Below are 16,106 nucleotides of genomic sequence, written 5' to 3' on the forward strand. Positions count from 1 at the left end.
GTTCTCCAGCCGCTCCGCCCCACCCGCTTCGGTCATCTCTTAGGAGCTCGCATGCTCGCTCCCGATGACCTCAGCTAACCGCCTCACACCCTCGGTCAGGGCGTCCGGCTCGATGGCTGAGAAGGCGATGCGTAGCTGGTTGGCGCCGGGGTTTCGCGAAACACCATCTGAACCAACCACCGGCTCGTAGAAAGCCGAGCCGGGAATGAAAACCACACCTGCGTCGATCGCGGGGGCGAGGGCGTCCGTCGCGTCCTCATACTTGCCACCGGCGGGCAGGGTCAGCCAGGTGAAGAAGCCGCCCTCGGGCACCGTCCAGGTGGTGCCTTCGGGCATGTACTTCTCGCAGGCGTCCAGCACGGCCTTGCAGCGGGCCTCATAGAGGGCGGCGGTGGCGCGGGTGTGGGACTCCCACAGGCCCTCGCTCATGAAGCCCAGCACCAGGCGTTGCGAGAGCACCGACGGGCAAATCGTTACAGCTTCGCCCGCAATCTGCAGGAACTTACGTACGCGGAAGGGGGCAACCATCCAGCCCACGCGCACGCCGGGCGAGAAAACCTTCGAGAAGGAGCCCAGGTAGAGCACGTTCTCGGGGTCCAGCGAGTAGAGGGAGCGGCGGCGTTCCCCGGTGAAGGAGAGCTGGCCGTAGGGGTTATCCTCAACGATCAGCACGTCGGCTTCGCGGCAGACGCGCACCAGCTCGGCGCGGCGCTCATCCGACAGGGAAATGCCGGTGGGGTTCTGGAAGTTGGGGATGGTGTAGAGGAACTTAACCTGCTTACCCTCAGCCCGAATCGCCTCAATAGCCCGAGCGACGGCGGCGGGGTCGAGGCCGTCCGCGTCCAGGGGTACCTGGCGGACGTCCGCCTGGTAGCCCTCAAAGACGCCCAGGGCGCCGGTGTAGGTGGGGCCCTCAGCCAGGATCACGTCGCCGGGGTTGACGAAGAGCTTGGTGGCCAGGTCCAGGCCCATCTGGGAACCCGCGGTCATCTGAATATCATCGACAGCCGGGCGGGCACCCTCAGATTCCATGAAGTCGCAGACTAGCTCGGCGAGGGCTTCCAGACCAGCACCTGAGCCGTACTGCAGGACTTCCAGCCCCTCTTCTTCGATAATGCGGGCGCTCATAGCCCCGAGGGTATCAAGGGGTAGCAGGTCTAGGTCGGGGTTGCCACCTGCCAGGGAAATAATGCCGGGGCGCATGGCCACCTCAAAGACGTCACGCACAGCGGACGGGCGGAACCCGGCGGCGCGGTCAGCGAAGTGGCGCATGATGCGGGCTTCGGCAGGGTTAGCTTCAGCTAGTAGGGCTGCAATCTTGCTCATGGTTACTCCTTGCCACCGTAGGTAATGTCGGCAACGCCGGACGCCGGTGAGGTCGGCTCAGCACCTACCCCGGCGGCGTGCAGGGAGATGAGTTCGTAGACGGTGTGGGCGGCGGCGATGCCGGTCAGTTCGGCGTGGTCGTAGGCCGGGGACACTTCAACAACCTCGGAGCCCACCAGGTTGAGCCCGCGCAGGCCGCGCAGGATTTCGAGCAGTTCACGGGAGGTAATGCCGCCCGCTTCGGGGGTGCCGGTGCCTGGTGCGTGGGCGGGGTCGAGCACGTCGATGTCGATGGAAACGTAGAGCGGCTTATCACCAATGCGCTCCCGCAGCAGCTCAACGACCTTCTGCACGCCCAGGTAGTAGACGTCCGCACTGGTGACGATGCCAAAGCCGAAGCGGGCATCGTCCTCAAGGTCTTCGGTGCCGTAGAGGGGGCCGCGGGTGCCCACGTGGCAGAGGGCGTCGGTGTCGAGCAGGTCTTCTTCGAAGGCGCGGCGGAAGGGGGTACCGTGGGTGTATTCGGCGCCGAAGTAGGTGTCCCAGGTGTCCAGGTGGGCGTCGAAATGTAGTAGGGCGATTTTGCCGTGCTTCTTGGCCAGGTTGCGCAGGTTGGCGAGCGCTATGGTGTGGTCGCCGCCGATGGTGACCAGGCGGGCGCCGTCCTTGGTGAGTTCGTGGGCCCCTGCCTCAAACATGGCGAGGGCTTCTTCGATGTTGAAGGGGTTGCCGATGATGTCACCGGCGTCGGCCACCTGGGCTTCTTTGAAGGGGGAGATGTTGGCAGCCGGGTTGAAGGGGCGCAGTAGGCGGGAGGATTCGCGCACGTGGTTGGAGCCGAAGCGGGCGCCGGGGCGGTAGGAGACGCCGGAGTCCCAGGGCATACCGGCTACGACGATGTCGGCTTTCTCGACCTGATCCAGGCGGGGCAGGCGGGCGAAGGTGGCAAGGCCGGCCCAGCGGGGTACTTCGGCGGCGTTGACGGGGCCGACGCGTTCGACGCCGTCGGCTCCGGTGGCGATGACGCGGTTGGGGTCAGCTGAGAAGAAGGCTTGAGTCACGGGTTCTCCAAGAAGGTTAGGACGCGGGTAGCTGGCTCAGTGCGCGGGACAGGTTGGGTGCGGGCTAAGCCCGGGGCTAGTGTGGCCGGGCGCACTAGAATCGCTACCACTATAACCCGCCTGCGGGGCAGCGGCGGGGCAGGTTCTCCAGCTGGCAGGCCTGCGCTACCGATACTTATTCAGGTGCCGGTAAAGCTATGCCAAGCCTCCGGGGGTACCCGGGCGGGGGCAAGCGTCCTTACCGCTCAGGACAGGGGCGGGGGTGCATAAATTTGCAGCAGGGCGGGCATAAAAAATATGAGGGCACTATGGCGCAAAGTCCCACACTTTTATATGCAGCCGGTTTGCCCCTAGTCTTCTTGGATTCGCCACCAGCTGGTGTGGCTTTGGTGTGGTTCTAGTTCAATGAGGTCTGTGCCGCTGTTGAAGGCGTTTGCGGGGGCTGTCATGGGTTCAGCAGCAAGGGCTCGCCGCTGAGTTCCGTCTGTATAGAACTGCAACCATTCGATACCGTCTCCGATTGTTAGTCGGGTGGCTTCACCGTTGGGAGCGGTGAGGACGATGTGTGCTTCTCCAGCAGTTTTTTGGATTCCTCCAAAGGCGTGGTCGAGATTTATGCCCTTGAGGGGGAGTGTATCTGCGAGATTGAGGTCTTCGGTGAGGGGGAGTTCCTGGGTGGGAATCATGGATTCGTTGACCTTGAGGTAGGTAGAGACAGGAGCAGTGAGGTTCCATGAGTCGACTGCGCCGGGGGTTTCCTGTTCTGTGCCTGCCATGAGGTAGGGGTGTGCGCCGAGGGCGTAGGGGGCTGTTGTTTCTCCAGTATTGAGTGCGGTGAAGGTTGTGGTGAGCCCTTGGGCGGTGAGGGTGTAGGTTGCGGTGAGTTTGAGGGGGAAGGGGTAGCCGGGTTGGGGTACTAGGTGGAGATTGGCAGTGACTGATGATGAGTCGGGGGTGTTAATTGCTTGGTTGAGTTCCCAGCGGGTCCAGTCAGCGAGTCCGTGGATTGCATTTCTAAGGGTGGGTTCATTGATGGGCAGCTGGTACTCGGCGCCCTTCCAGGTGTATCGGCCTTCTGCTATGCGGTTGGGCCAGGGGGCTAGGAGGGCGCCTCGAGCGGCTTCTCGTATTTTGTGTGGTGGGGCGGGGAGTACGAGCTGGCGCCCTTTGGGGGAAGTGAGCGATGAGAGGTTGGCACCGACTTCGGTAATTATTGCTTGGTAGCCGGAGTGTTTGAGGGTGACTGCGGCTCCCTGTGGCTGGTTCTGGGTGGAGGTGGACATGGGGGGTCTTACTCCTTCTCCGCGGATCGGGAGGGGGTGGCTACCAAGAACTCTGGGGGGTTGAAGCCTTCATGGTCGAATGCTTCTGCAACTGCTTCAGCGAGGTTCGTCAGGTTTTCAGTAGGAACCAGTGCAATAGCAGAGCCACCGAAGCCACCTCCTGTCATGCGGGCTCCTAGTGCTCCTGCTTCGCGGGCGGCGTTCACTGCGGTGTCTAGTTCGGGGCATGAGACTCGGTACTGATCACGGAGGGAGTCGTGGGAGGCGTTGAGGAGTTCACCGAGCTTTTCCCATACGTCATCGGCTGGTGAGTTTACGTTGTCGAAGAGGGCGATACATTCTTCAACGCGGGCAATTTCGGTCCAGACATGGCGTAGGGCATCACGGATTACTGCCCGGTCTGTTCCGTCGGGCAGGTTGTAGGAGTCTACGTTGTTATCCCACTGTTCGATGAGTTCTTGGGCTTCTTTGAGGGTGGGGGTTCCTTGGAAAGCGTCTCGGAGGTAGTTCACGCCCAGGGCTTCGCGGGCAACCTCGGTTGCTGCCCGTCGGGCGGCGTATTGCCCGTCGGAGAGGTTGTGGTAGGCACGGGTGTCTATCACGAGTACGGAGAGGTTGGCTGAGGCGACATCGATGGTAAGAGGGCGGGTGGAGAAGTCGCGGCAGTCGATGGCGAGGACGGAGCCTTCTTCTGCACGGAGGGAAATTGACTGGTCCATGCCCCCTGTTGAGGCCCCTGCGATGTCGTTTTCTGCTTGGATACAGGCTGAGGCCAGTGCGGCACGTCCCTGGTCGGTGCTGGCGAGAAGTTCTCTAGTGGGCTGTTGGGCGGTTAGCAGGTCGTCAACGCCGAGAGCTACAGCGCACTCTAGGGCAGCTGATGATGAGAGTCCTGCACCCAGGGGGACGGAAGAGTCGATGGCGATGTTGGCGCCGAACCCTTCCGGCGAGAAACCAGCAAAATCGCCCTGCTTTTGCTGTTGCATAGCCCAGGGAACACCTGCAACGTAGGAGAGCCAGCCGGAGAGGGGCTGGGTGCCCACCTCAGCAAACTGAACGGTTTCAGTATTGTTATCAGGGGCGGTTGAACCGGCATCACCCTGAGCGGTGACTGCCGTAATTTTTCCGTCTTGGCGGGGGGTCATTGCTACGAAGGTGCGTTGGGGGAGGGCAAAGGGAAGGACGGTGCCACCGCAGTAGTCGATGTGTTCGCCCAGAAGGTTGACGCGCCCAGGGGCTGAGTACACTCCGTAAGGGGCTTCCCCAAAGGAAGTATAGAAGCGGTCTTCGACGTTCTTGCGGAGTGTCTGTGCAGGTACGGTGTTCTTCCAGATAGCAGGCATGGTGTGTTTCCTTTATGCGTCAGAAGCAAGTTCTTTGAATCGGGTGGCGATACGCTCGGGTGTGGTGTCAGATACCCACGCGGCCATAGCGGATTCTGAGCCAGCCAGGTATTTCATCTTTCCGGGGGCACGCAGGAGGGAGAAAACGTGGAGGTACATGCGTGAGACGTTTTTTCCGCCGATGATGGGGGCCTGGTGCCAGGCTGAGATGTAGGGGAGTTTGTCTACCCCTTCGAAGAATTTGTCGAGTCGATGCAACAGGTCTAGGTACAGCTCGGTGAGTTCGTCTTTTTCTGCTTCGGTAAGTTCTGTGAAGTCACGAACCGGGCGTTTGGGCATGACCATAAGTTCTACAGGCCACTTGGCGGCATACGGTACATACGCCACAAAGGAGTCGGTTTTCCTAATGATTCGTTCTTCTGCTGCAAGTTCCGCAGCGAGAACATCTCCCAGGAGGTCTCCACCGGTTTCTGATGCCCATGCGTCTGCTCGCCGTGCAACAGAAGCTGTATAGGACGGCATGTAGGGGTAGGCGTAGATCTGACCGTGGGGGTGGGGCAGGGTTACACCAATTTCTTCTCCACGGTTTTCGAAAGGAAAGACCTGTACGACTCCGTCGAGGGCTGAGAGCTCCTTGGTGCGGTGGGTCCAAGCTTCTACAACGGTGCGTGCCCGTTCATAGCTGAGGGAGCCAAAAGAACCGTACTGGTCTGAGGTGAAGCTGATAACCTCGCAACGGCCGCCTGGTGTGGTCTCCTTGAAAAGGGGCTCGTCTCGGAGGGTCTCTAGCGGCCCTTGCAGTGAAGGGAAACGGTTTTCAAAGACAACAACGTCGTAGGATTCTTCCGGGATTTCACCGGGTACGGTTCCTACGCCAGCAGGTGCCAGGGGGTCCTCATCAGCAGGCGGCAGGAAGGTTCGGTTGTTGCGGTGAGCGGCGATAGCAATTGATTCGCCGGTCAGAGGGTCGGTACGCACGCAGGCAGCTTCGTGGGGAGGCAGAGTGCGAGGTTCCAGGGGGCGGGTATCGCGGATGGTTCGGGTTTTCCGGCCTGAGACGTAGGGTTCAGAGTCATCGAAGAAGATGATTTCTCGCCCGTCTGCGAGGGTTCCTTTAGTAACTTTTACGTTGGTCATGCGGTAATCACCTTAGCTACGTTGTCGGATAGGAAGTTGTGTCGTTCCTGGGTGAGTTCGTCGGTGACGACGGTGTTGATGTCTGCCCAGGAGGCAAACCGAGATAGCCCAGCCACATTCCATTTACTGGAGTCGAAAACAGCCACGGTGTCGTGGGCGTTTGCGATAAAAGTTCTGTTAGTACTGGTCTCGTTCATGTTGGGGGTGTACATGCCTTTCAGAGTCACCCCGTGAGCACCCAGAAACAGAACATCGATGTTGAGGTTTGCCAGGGTTGCGTCCGCAAGCGGTCCAACGAAGGCGTCAGAGGGTGTGCGCTCACCGCCGATAAGGAGCACTTTGGGCTTGTTCTTTGTATCAGCTAACCCGTGGAAGAAGTCAGAGACGGGGAGGGAGTTCGTGACGATGGTGAGGTTCTCAAGCTCTGTGCGGGCAGCTATTTCTTGGGCAAGGCGTGCGCTGGTTGACCCTCCGCCGATTGCAATTGATTGGCCGCTTCGGACTAGCTGGGCTGCGGCCTTTGCAATTTTTGCTTTCGACTCTGCGTTGAGCGTGGTCTTCTCAGCAAAGATTGGCTCATGGGTAGATTCAGAGATAGTTGCACCTCCGTGAACCCTGCTCAGTAACCCCTGTTCTTCTAGTTCTGCCAGGTCACGGCGAATCGTCATCGCAGATACATTCAGCAGGCCAGCCAGATCTTGGACCTGAACAGTGCCTTTTTCCTGTACTTTTGCAACGATTGCGTTGTGGCGTTGTTGAGCCAGCACTTAAACCTCATTCCGGTTGTAACGACTTCTTCTAAACTGAACAATATCAAACAAAAACAAGCATTTCCAGAGCTGAAACATGCTCAAAATGAGTCTTTTGAACAAAAAGGAACGATTTTTTGTTCAGATATCTACAAAAAGCAACAATCTTGAACTAATATGAACACCGTAGGGCTTGAACCTCAGCCCTCTCGATAGCAACAGGACCCGAGGTTCAGCCAATTCCATCAGGAAGGACAAGAGAGCATGTACCCCACCAAGCACCACGAGAGCCTCAACGTTCTCCACGAGAACGTCCTCGCCCCCCGGGCCTACTACGTCCCTGCCTCCCATGACATGGGCCCGCTGGTGAACAACCGTGAGTCCTCCGACCGCTTCCTCAACCTCAATGGAACCTGGCAGTTCACCTACTTCAACGACGATTCCGAACTACCACAGGACTTCCACACTGCCACATACGCCCACACCGACGCGTCCCCCATCATCGTCCCGGGCGCCTGGCAAACCCAGGGCTTCGACACCCACCAGTACACCAACTTCAAATACCCCTTCCCTCTTGACCCACCCTTCGTACCCCACGAAAACCCCTGCGGTCTTTACACTCTAGACTTCCAGTACACCCAGGATCAGCAGGCCCCGCTCGCCCACCTCACCTTTGAAGGCGTTGATTCATGCTTCTACCTCTGGGTCAACGGAAGCTACATCGGCTACAGCCAGGTATCCCACGCAAGCAGCGAATTCGACATCACCGAATACCTCACCAACGGCTCAAACCGCCTCACCGTACTTGTCTACAAGTGGTGCGATGGCTCCTACCTCGAAGACCAGGACAAATTCCGCATGAGCGGCATCTTCCGAGACGTCTACATTCTCAGCCGCCCCCGCCACGCCCTCTACGACTACTTCATCACCACCAACCTCAACGAAAAAACCAGCGACGCGACCCTCAACATCGCGGCACACTTCCTCAGCCAAGAAACACACACCATACTCACCCTCACCAACGCTGAAGGCGAAGAGGTAGCGAGCTCCACGCTCACACCCAATGCTGCCAACCCCAACTTCACTCACTCAGCAACCCTTCATATCCCTAACGCCCATACCTGGAACCCAGAAAACCCCTACCTCTACACCCTCCACCTAAAAACCCAGGACGAGGTCATCACCGAACGCGTGGGCGTCCGCACCATTCGCATTGAACACAATGTCATTCTGCTCAACGGCAAGCCCATCACCTTCCGCGGCGTAAACCGCCACGACTCCGACCCCGTCACCGGCCCAACCGTGGACTACAACCACATCAAACGCGACCTCGGGCTCATCAAACAGCACAACTTCAACGCTATCCGTAGCAGCCACTACCCCAACTCCCCCTACTTCTACCAAATGTGCGATGAGTACGGGTTCCTCGTCATGAGCGAAGCCGACAACGAAAGCCACGGCACCCAGGTCCAGTACCTCGAAGATGGCTCCTTCGACAACCAGGTAAATCACTGGAACGAACGCATCTCAGACAATCCAGAATGGACTGAAGCAACACTCGACCGTGTCCAGCTCTGCGTGCTCCGCGAAAAGAACCGCCCCAGCATTGTCTCCTGGTCAGCAGGTAACGAATGCGGCTACGGCGTTACCCTCGAAAAGTCCCTCGCCTGGGTCAAGTCCTACGACACCACCCGAATCACCCAGTACGAAAGCGCCTACTACGACGACAAAAAGCGCCGCTACGACTACTCCAACATCGACCTCTACAGCCGCATGTACCCGCCCTTCGAGGACATCGAACAGTACCTCAACAGCAACTCCAATAAGCCCTTCCTCCTCGTCGAGTACGCCCACGCTATGGGCAACGGCCCCGGCAACCTCGAAGACTACTTCCAGGTCATCGACCAGAACCAGGCAATGTGCGGCGGCTTCGTTTGGGAATGGTGCGACCACGCCATCTACGCTGGTACCACCGAAAATGGCACACCCAAATACCTCTACGGCGGCGACCACGGCGAAGAAGTACACGACGGAAACTTCTGCATGGACGGCCTTGTCTACCCCGACCGCACTCCCCACGTTGGTCTCCTCGAATACCGCAACGTCTACCGCCCCCTCAGAGTCGTCTCCTTCGACACCGTATCCGGCTCCCTCACCCTCAAGAACTACCTTGACTTCACCGACGCACAAGAAGCCATAGAACTGAAATACACCTTCAGCCAGGACGGCATAGAAGTAGCATCAGGCACCTACCACTTTGAGCAGGCATTCCTCCCCCACCAAGAAACCACCATTAACCTTGAGGCACCTTCGCTCACCAGCGGACGCTGCTACCTCCACATCGAATACATTCTCAAGAAGGACCTCCCCCTACTTCCCACAGGCCTCTTCCTCGGCCGCGACGAAGTACCCGTCCACACCATCAACCCCACCCATGCCAAGGCACTAGATATTCTGGGCACCACCAACAACGCACAGAACCTCGCTGTAACCGAAACAGGTAAGCACTACACCGTCCAAGGCGATGGATTCACCTACACCTTCAACCGACGAACCGGTGTATTCGACCAGCTCTCCACCAAAGACCACAACCTCCTCACCCAGCCCATGAACATCAATATCTGGCGGGCACCCACAGATAATGACATGTACATCAAACTCAAATGGGCAGAAGCGCACTACCACCAGGCCTACTCAAGGGTCTACACCAGTGGATACACGCACACCGAAAACGGTGTCACCATCTCCTGCACCCTGAGCATGGTAGCCCCCACAGTGCAACCCATCTTCACCGGCACCGTCCTCTGGAACGTCACAAACGACGGAAAAATCACCGCTCGATTCAACATCGAACGCGCCCCAGAATTCCCCGATCTCCCCCGCTTCGGAGTTCGCCTCTTCCTCGACAAGTCTTTTGCCGATGTTGAGTACTTCGGCATGGGTCCCCATGAAAGCTACAGCGACAAACACGAAGCAAGCTACCACGGCACCTTCCAATCTTCCGTCGAAGATCTCCACGAGGACTACATCATGCCGCAGGAAAACGGTAGCCGATTCGACTGCGACTACGTCCACCTATCAAGCCCCCACCATCAGCTCTCTGTAGCCTCCGAACACCCCTTCTCGTTCAGCGCCTCCCACTACACGCAGGAAGAGCTGACGAACAAAAACCATAATTTCGAGCTGGTCGAAGCCGACTCAACAGTCCTCTGCCTCGACTACGCCCACAACGGAATCGGGTCCAACAGCTGCGGCCCCGAAGTCTTAGACGAGTACAAACTCAACGCACAAAACATCAACTTTGGTTTCACTCTCGCCCCCACCCTATAGCGCGAGAAACAGGCAAAAGGTAACACAATGAAAGAAACAAAATACCTGAAATGGTACAACGTAGTAGGTTACGGTTCCGGCGATGTTGCCGGCAACGTGGTCTACGCCTTCCTCGCATCATTCGTGATGATTTACCTTACCGACACGGTAGGACTCAACCCAGGAATTATCGGCACCCTCATTCTTGTCTCCAAGATTTTTGACGGCGTTTCCGACCTCTTCTTTGGGGCAATGATCGACAAAACCAACACCCGCATGGGTAAAGCACGCCCCTGGATGCTCTGGGGCTACGTCGGCTGCGCCGCAATGATTATCGCCATCTTCGCGATTCCGCCATCACTCGGTGATTTCGCCCAGTACGCCTGGTTCTTCATCGCCTACACCCTCCTCAACGGCGTGTTCTACACCGCCAACAACATTGCCTACTCCGCACTCACCTCACTCATCACCAAGAACGGTAACGAACGCGTACAGATGGGTTCAACCCGCTTCATGTTTGCGTTCGGCACCAGCCTCCTCATTCAAAGCATCACCGTTCAAGGCGTCGAAATGTTCGGCGGCGGCGCAGAAGGCTGGCGCACCATCGCCATCATCTACGCCCTCATCGGCCTCGCCGTCAATACCCTCTCCGTCTTCTCCGTCAAGGAGCTCCCCAAATCAGTCCTTGAAGAAGAAACCCAGGCTATCCCCATCATTCACGAGAGGAACAACCCTGTTCCCGAGAAGTACAGCTTCAAAGAATCCCTCGGCCTGCTCGGAAGCAACAAGTTCTATCTCCTGATTCTTGCAGTCTTCCTGCTCAACCAGATTTTCAACACTACACTGAGCATGGGCATCTACTTCATGACCTATATCCTGGGTGATGCCAAGCTCCTCGGCCCCTTCGCCTGGGCTATCAACGTCCCCCTCATCATTGGCCTGCTCTTCACCCCCATCGTGGTGAAAAAATTCCAAGGCATGTACAAAATCAACGTCATCGGCTACATCATCGCGTTCGTTGCCCGCGTTCTTGTAATCGTGGCAGCCTACATGGGCAATATCCCCCTGATGCTGGTCTTCTCCGGTATTGCCTCCATCGGAATGAGCCCCCTCCAGGGCACCATCAACGCACTCATCGCTGAAGCCTCGGAATACACCTTCCTCTCCAAAAAGAAGAGGGTAGATGGAACCATGTTCTCCGCAACCTCACTGGGCGTCAAGATCGGTGGCGGTGTAGGCACTGCGCTCGCTGGCTGGCTACTCGCTTTCAGCGGCTACGTCGCTAACGCACCGGAGCAATCAGAATCTGCACTACAGATGCTCTACATCATGTACCTATGGATCCCGGCAGCGGTCAACCTCATCATTCTTCTCCTGCTCACCCAGCTTAAGGTGGAGAAAGCCAACAAGGAACTAAGGGAAAACGCACCTATCAATTACACGGTGCTCGATAGGTAAAAGTATTCTGCTGAACCCCAAAAGCGTTGCACGCCATTCCCCTGGTGTGCAACGCTTTTATGCGGTTATTAGGTATTCCTCGTATCGAGGTCAGCGGGGGATCTACAAACGCCTTCCTAGGCTCACCAACAATTTCTATATGTGACAACCATCGCGTATGCTACATCACGACCTTAAAGCCGTATCACCACGAAAGGCGACCCATGAACCTCGCCATTATCCTGCTTTACCTCGGTGCCCTCGTTTTCTTCGGGTACCTTGGCAAGCGCCGCGCCAACAGTACCGAAGACTTCCGTGTTGCAGGTCGCCGTCTAGGCCCCGTCCTTTATACCGGCACCATGAGCGCGGTAGTGCTGGGCGGGGCCTCAACCGTGGGCGGTGTGGGCCTGGGCTATACCTATGGCCTGGCAGGAACGGCTGAATAGCTAGTATGCAACTGGTTTATTCTGGAGCTCCAGCTGGCCATCGGGAGCAGCTGCCGGCCTGGGCGCAAGCCGTGTATTTCGCGGATTTCACCCGCGATGAGCACACGCGCTGCCTCCTGGCCTATCACGATAGAGAGTTGATAGGAATTGTTGCCTGGTGGACGGCCCGCGCCCACCACACCCGCTATGAACTCCAGCTTGCGGTGGCGCCCCATCTGCGGCGTCAGGGTATAGGTGCTGCCCTCTACCGGCAGGCGCGGGCGCAGGCGTCCGCTCCCCTACCCTTCTTCATGCGTGACTATCTGGGCGAACCGACCCTGCACTTAGCCGACTCGCTGGGTGCCCAGACTATTCAGATGGTTCCGCCCGCCGCCATACCCACTTCATCGGCGCAGGCCCTGCGGGAGCACGCGTCCGCCCGCTCTGCACGCAGCGTGAGCTACCCAGAATTCGAGCAGGCCTACATCGATTTTTACGAGTGGACGCACGCCAGCTGGCACCCCGTATCGGGCGACCACCGGCCGGTACTGGCACGCCATGCCGCCGAAGCCTACAACGACTACTCGTCAATCGCAGTGGACGCCGCCGGGCAGGTGCGCGCGGTCATAGCGGTTTTCCCCGGTGACCAGCCTGAACTCTGCGGAGAGACAACCACCCCAGCTCCTAATCAGGGGGAACTGCTCTTAGAGGCCTGCCTGCGACGCTCCCTCGAAAAACTAGCAGACGTAGGGCACAGTACGGTCGAAGCTGACGGGCACATCTCAGACCCGCATCTATTCCCCGCCTGGGCAAAAACCGGAGCGAGCGGACGCTGGTACCGGCTAGTGGAGATACCGGCAGCCTCCTCACGCCGAATGTGACTTCTTTTCCCGAGCGGGCGTTAAAGAAACGCCCGCTCGGGAAAAGAAGTCACATTCACGCCAGGGTTCGCTTGCCAGATAACCCCGACCCTACTGGTAGGTCACCACATAGGGCTTGGGGGTGAGGGCATAGGTCTGGGCGGGGGTCAGAGTGGGGGTGTCCTCGTCGTAGAAATTCTTCCACGAGGGCTTAATGGCCGGGTCAAGATCGCGGATAAGCTCCTGGTAGGTAGAGTTTTTCAGCTCAGGTGTGCCGTGGCCGTCCGCGTGCAGGGTAAGAGCCAACTCCGGGTGGCTCGTATCGAGTGTCGCCCGGTTGGTGATCATGGAATGCGTGAACTGGTGCAACACCACCATTTTCTGGGGCAGGCGGTGCTTATCGGTCAGAGCCGCCAGGTAGTCCAGAGTTTCATTGATTTCTGAGGCATCTACAGTACCGATTTGTTGCAGGTGCACCTGGCCGGGGTAGATACGCCACTCAGGGTCGATGCCCAGGCCAACATGGGGTTCCTTGAGCAACTCCTCATACTGTTTGACCTGCTCGGTGAAGGTACTGCGGCCGGGCTGGAAGTCCAAGATAACGTAGACCCCGTTTTTACGGGCCTCATCGACAAGCGGGCGCAGGCTTTCAATGGTTGCCTCATCGGAGTAATCGCCGTCGGGCCCGGGAGCTGAGCTGGCTACCGTGGTGATGATTTCAAAGGCGGGAATGACCTTTTCGTCGGTGTGTGCCTGGTATTCAGCGGCGAGATTTTTAACCCGGGCAACAGATTCAGCCGGGCCCTGCTCACCGAGCACTCCCAGGGACGGGCCGCCGGGGTTCCCGTAGAGTGCCACATAGCGGTGGGCAAAGATTTGGTCGCCGCCGCCGAGCACCTCGCTCTTAGGGGCGTTGGCCCGTGAGGTTTGTGCGGGAGCGGACGCCGTAGCGCTGGCACTTGCGGACGGGCTAGCGGTCGAGGTGGCAGGAGCAGGTGAGGACGCCGCCGCACTCGCGCTGGGTGTGGGGCTGGCGGTTGCCGAGCTGCTTGCGGCCGTTGTGGGGGTGGTTTCGCTCGCAGAGTTATCAGCTGGAGTAGCTGAGCACCCTGTCAGGACGAGGGCAGAGAGGGTCGCAAGGGCAAGAAGATAAGTGTGACGAGTAGGCATGGTGTCCTGGGAGTTGACTGCAAATGTTTAATCAGTCTACTGAATATTTGCCCTTAATGTCTTTCTGTGACGCAGCATGAAACCATAACAGAGCCCCTACCACCAGAGCCACCCAGCGCAACCAAGTCGCCACGCGCGTCCGCTCATAAACATACTGTGCTCCGCATAACATTTCAGGAGCGAAAATCCCGCATATCTATGCATTGACCCCGTATGCTAAAGCGGAAGCCCGCACCCCGCGCCCACGAAAGGCCACCATGACTCACCCATCACTTCCCGACCGTTCCGGCGAAACCACAGAGCCCCGCCGCAACGCCGGCTACGCCATTCTGGCGACCCTGCGTAGCTACGGCATCGACACCGTTTTCGGCATTCCCGGCACCCACAACCTCGAGTTCTACCGCCACCTCGAAGAGCTCGACATCCACCCCGTCACTACCCGCCACGAGCAGGGTGCCTCCTACGGGGCGGACGGCTGGTCGCTGACCCGCGGCCTGCCCGGCGTCGTCATCACCACTTCGGGCCCCGGCCTGCTCAACTCCCTCTCGGGTGCCGCCACCGCCTATGCCGAGTCGCGCCCCATGATTATCCTCTCCCCCGGCCGCCCCGTGGGTCACGAGTTCCGCGACATCGGCGCCCTGCACGAGACCAAGAACCCCACCGGTGCCGTCAACTCCATCGTCGAGTTCTCCCGCCGCGTGAACTCCGCCGAAGAGGCCGTGGACATCATCCACAACGCCTTCCGCTCCTTCGCCCACAACCGTCCGCGCCCCATCCACATCGAAGTACCCCTCGACGTGCTCGAACGCGAGGTTGAGCTTGACCCCGCTATCCTGCAGGCCCGTCCCCTCGGCAAGCCCCAGCCCGCACCCATCGACGATGTGCGCGAGGCTGCCCGCATGCTGGCTGAATCGAAAAAACCCATTATCGTTGCCGGTGGCGGCTCTATCGGCGCGGCAGCCGACCTGCTGCGCCTGGCAGAAACCCTGGAAGCTCCCGTCATCACCTCGGTCAACGGCAAGGGCGCCATTCCCGAAAAGCACCGCCTCTCCCTCGGCGCTGACCTGCGCCTGAGCGCAGCCCACGCCTTCTGCCGTGAGGCTGATGCCATGCTGATTATCGGCTCGAAGATCGGTGAAGCGGAGCTCTGGGACGGCGACATCCGCCCCGCTGGCCCCGTCATTCGCATCGATATTACGCGCGACCAGATGCTCACCAACATCACCCCCGATATCGAGCTGCCGGGCAACTCCAAGGCCGTCATTCCGCAGCTTCTGGACGCCCTCGCCGAGCTCGGCCTAGCTCCCGGCTCCCGCGAGCCCCGCGACCTGCAAAACATCTTCGACGCCCTCGACAACGAGGGGCGGGCAATCGCGCCCGAACTGGCAGAGCTCAACGAGAAGATCATGGAGATCCTGCCCGAAGACACCATCATCGCCGGCGACTCCTCCCAGGTCACCTACATGGGCACCACCACCTTCTACCGGGCGGCCCGCCCCAACTCCCTGCTCTACATGGCAACCTACGCCACCCTGGGCTACGGCCTGCCCGCCGCTATCGGCGCCAAGGTAGCTGCACCCGAGCGTCCGGTGGTCTGCCTACTCGGTGACGGCGCCCTCATGTTCGCCATCCAGGAGCTCATGACCGCCGTTGAGCAGCAGCTCGACCTCCCCATCATCTGCGTTGAGAACGGCGGCTACGGCGAGATCCGCCAGAACGAGCGCGACCGCGGCATCGCCCCTGTAGCGGTAGACCTGGTGCAGCCTGACTGGGTCAAACTGGCCGAGGGCTTCGGCGCTACAGGCTTCTCAGCCACCATGGACACCCTGGCCGAGACCGTCCAGCAGGCTCTTGCTACCAGCGGCCCCTCGGTCGTGCACCTGAAGATTGGTGAGACCCTGCGCTAGGCGCAGCTAGCTCATAGAGATAAGGACGCCGCCCCGCACTTCCCTGCCAATTGGCAGGAAAGTGCGGGGCGGCGTCCTTTTTTCGTCTGCTCACCCGGG

At 59.1% G+C, this 16,106-nt stretch carries 11 protein-coding genes and 1 pseudogene; 5 read left to right on the forward strand and 7 right to left on the reverse strand.

Going from position 1 to position 16,106, the window contains the following annotated elements; translation table 11 throughout:
- Nucleotides 1-39: 39 nt before the first annotated feature.
- From L6762_RS07205 to L6762_RS07230, 6 genes are all read right to left on the reverse strand, one after another.
- Nucleotides 40-1,326, reverse strand: coding sequence for a PLP-dependent aminotransferase family protein (locus L6762_RS07205; protein ID WP_237186312.1), 1,287 nt, complete (start codon nucleotides 1,324-1,326; stop codon nucleotides 40-42).
- Nucleotides 1,327-1,328: 2 nt separating this feature from the next.
- Nucleotides 1,329-2,348, reverse strand: a complete 1,020-nt coding sequence (gene speB, locus L6762_RS07210; RefSeq protein ID WP_237186479.1) for an agmatinase — start codon at nucleotides 2,346-2,348, stop codon at nucleotides 1,329-1,331.
- Nucleotides 2,349-2,737: 389 nt separating this feature from the next.
- Entirely contained in the window at nucleotides 2,738-3,670 is a 933-nt protein-coding gene (locus tag L6762_RS07215) for an aldose 1-epimerase family protein (RefSeq protein WP_237186314.1), read from the reverse strand.
- 8 nt (nucleotides 3,671-3,678) lie between these two features.
- Complete coding sequence (galK, locus tag L6762_RS07220) at nucleotides 3,679-5,013, reverse strand: galactokinase (RefSeq protein ID WP_237186315.1); 1,335 nt, start codon at nucleotides 5,011-5,013, stop codon at nucleotides 3,679-3,681.
- A gap of 12 nt (nucleotides 5,014-5,025) precedes the next feature.
- Nucleotides 5,026-6,150, reverse strand: coding sequence for a galactose-1-phosphate uridylyltransferase (gene galT / locus L6762_RS07225; protein ID WP_237186316.1), 1,125 nt, complete (start codon nucleotides 6,148-6,150; stop codon nucleotides 5,026-5,028).
- Nucleotides 6,147-6,917 (reverse strand): DeoR/GlpR family DNA-binding transcription regulator, encoded by a 771-nt coding sequence (locus L6762_RS07230; RefSeq protein ID WP_237186317.1) that lies wholly within the window; start codon nucleotides 6,915-6,917, stop codon nucleotides 6,147-6,149. Before L6762_RS07230 ends, galT begins: the two co-directional genes overlap by 4 nt.
- Before the next feature lie 246 nt (nucleotides 6,918-7,163).
- Here L6762_RS07230 and L6762_RS07235 point away from each other — a divergent pair, with 246 nt between their 5' ends.
- The 4 genes and pseudogenes from L6762_RS07235 (at nucleotide 7,164) to L6762_RS07250 (ending at nucleotide 12,951) form a co-directional block, all read left to right on the forward strand.
- Nucleotides 7,164-10,229 carry a glycoside hydrolase family 2 TIM barrel-domain containing protein gene (locus L6762_RS07235; RefSeq protein WP_237186318.1) on the forward strand — a complete coding sequence of 1,022 codons (3,066 nt, stop codon included), beginning with the start codon at nucleotides 7,164-7,166 and terminating at the stop codon, nucleotides 10,227-10,229.
- Nucleotides 10,230-10,256: 27 nt separating this feature from the next.
- Entirely contained in the window at nucleotides 10,257-11,666 is a 1,410-nt protein-coding gene (locus tag L6762_RS07240; protein ID WP_237186320.1) for an MFS transporter, read from the forward strand.
- 203 nt (nucleotides 11,667-11,869) lie between these two features.
- Nucleotides 11,870-12,079: pseudogene (locus L6762_RS07245) on the forward strand (sodium:solute symporter); the annotation flags it as partial.
- A gap of 17 nt (nucleotides 12,080-12,096) precedes the next feature.
- Entirely contained in the window at nucleotides 12,097-12,951 is an 855-nt protein-coding gene (locus L6762_RS07250) for a GNAT family N-acetyltransferase (RefSeq protein WP_237186321.1), read from the forward strand.
- A 90-nt stretch (nucleotides 12,952-13,041) separates the two neighbouring features.
- Here the strand turns inward: L6762_RS07250 and L6762_RS07255 are convergent, their stop codons facing one another.
- Nucleotides 13,042-14,100, reverse strand: a complete 1,059-nt coding sequence (locus L6762_RS07255) for a sugar phosphate isomerase/epimerase (protein WP_237186323.1) — start codon at nucleotides 14,098-14,100, stop codon at nucleotides 13,042-13,044.
- A gap of 257 nt (nucleotides 14,101-14,357) precedes the next feature.
- Here L6762_RS07255 and L6762_RS07260 point away from each other — a divergent pair, with 257 nt between their 5' ends.
- A complete protein-coding gene (locus L6762_RS07260; protein WP_237186325.1) occupies nucleotides 14,358-16,007 on the forward strand; it encodes a thiamine pyrophosphate-binding protein in 1,650 nt (549 codons plus the stop codon).
- Nucleotides 16,008-16,106 lie beyond the last annotated feature (99 nt).

This window comes from Rothia nasimurium (genome assembly GCF_928381705.1).
Classification (GTDB): Bacteria; Actinomycetota; Actinomycetes; order Actinomycetales; family Micrococcaceae; genus Rothia; species Rothia nasimurium_G.

Coding starts and splice junctions, on each gene's coding strand:
- L6762_RS07205 (WP_237186312.1), bottom strand. CDS start 1,326: ATGAGCAAGATTGCAGCCCTACTAGCTGAAGCTAACCCTGCCGAAGCC.
- L6762_RS07215 (WP_237186314.1), bottom strand. CDS start 3,670: ATGTCCACCTCCACCCAGAACCAGCCACAGGGAGCCGCAGTCACCCTC.
- galK (WP_237186315.1), bottom strand. CDS start 5,013: ATGCCTGCTATCTGGAAGAACACCGTACCTGCACAGACACTCCGCAAG.
- galT (WP_237186316.1), bottom strand. CDS start 6,150: ATGACCAACGTAAAAGTTACTAAAGGAACCCTCGCAGACGGGCGAGAA.
- L6762_RS07235 (WP_237186318.1), top strand. CDS start 7,164: ATGTACCCCACCAAGCACCACGAGAGCCTCAACGTTCTCCACGAGAAC.
- L6762_RS07240 (WP_237186320.1), top strand. CDS start 10,257: ATGAAAGAAACAAAATACCTGAAATGGTACAACGTAGTAGGTTACGGT.
- L6762_RS07250 (WP_237186321.1), top strand. CDS start 12,097: ATGCAACTGGTTTATTCTGGAGCTCCAGCTGGCCATCGGGAGCAGCTG.
- L6762_RS07255 (WP_237186323.1), bottom strand. CDS start 14,100: ATGCCTACTCGTCACACTTATCTTCTTGCCCTTGCGACCCTCTCTGCC.
- L6762_RS07260 (WP_237186325.1), top strand. CDS start 14,358: ATGACTCACCCATCACTTCCCGACCGTTCCGGCGAAACCACAGAGCCC.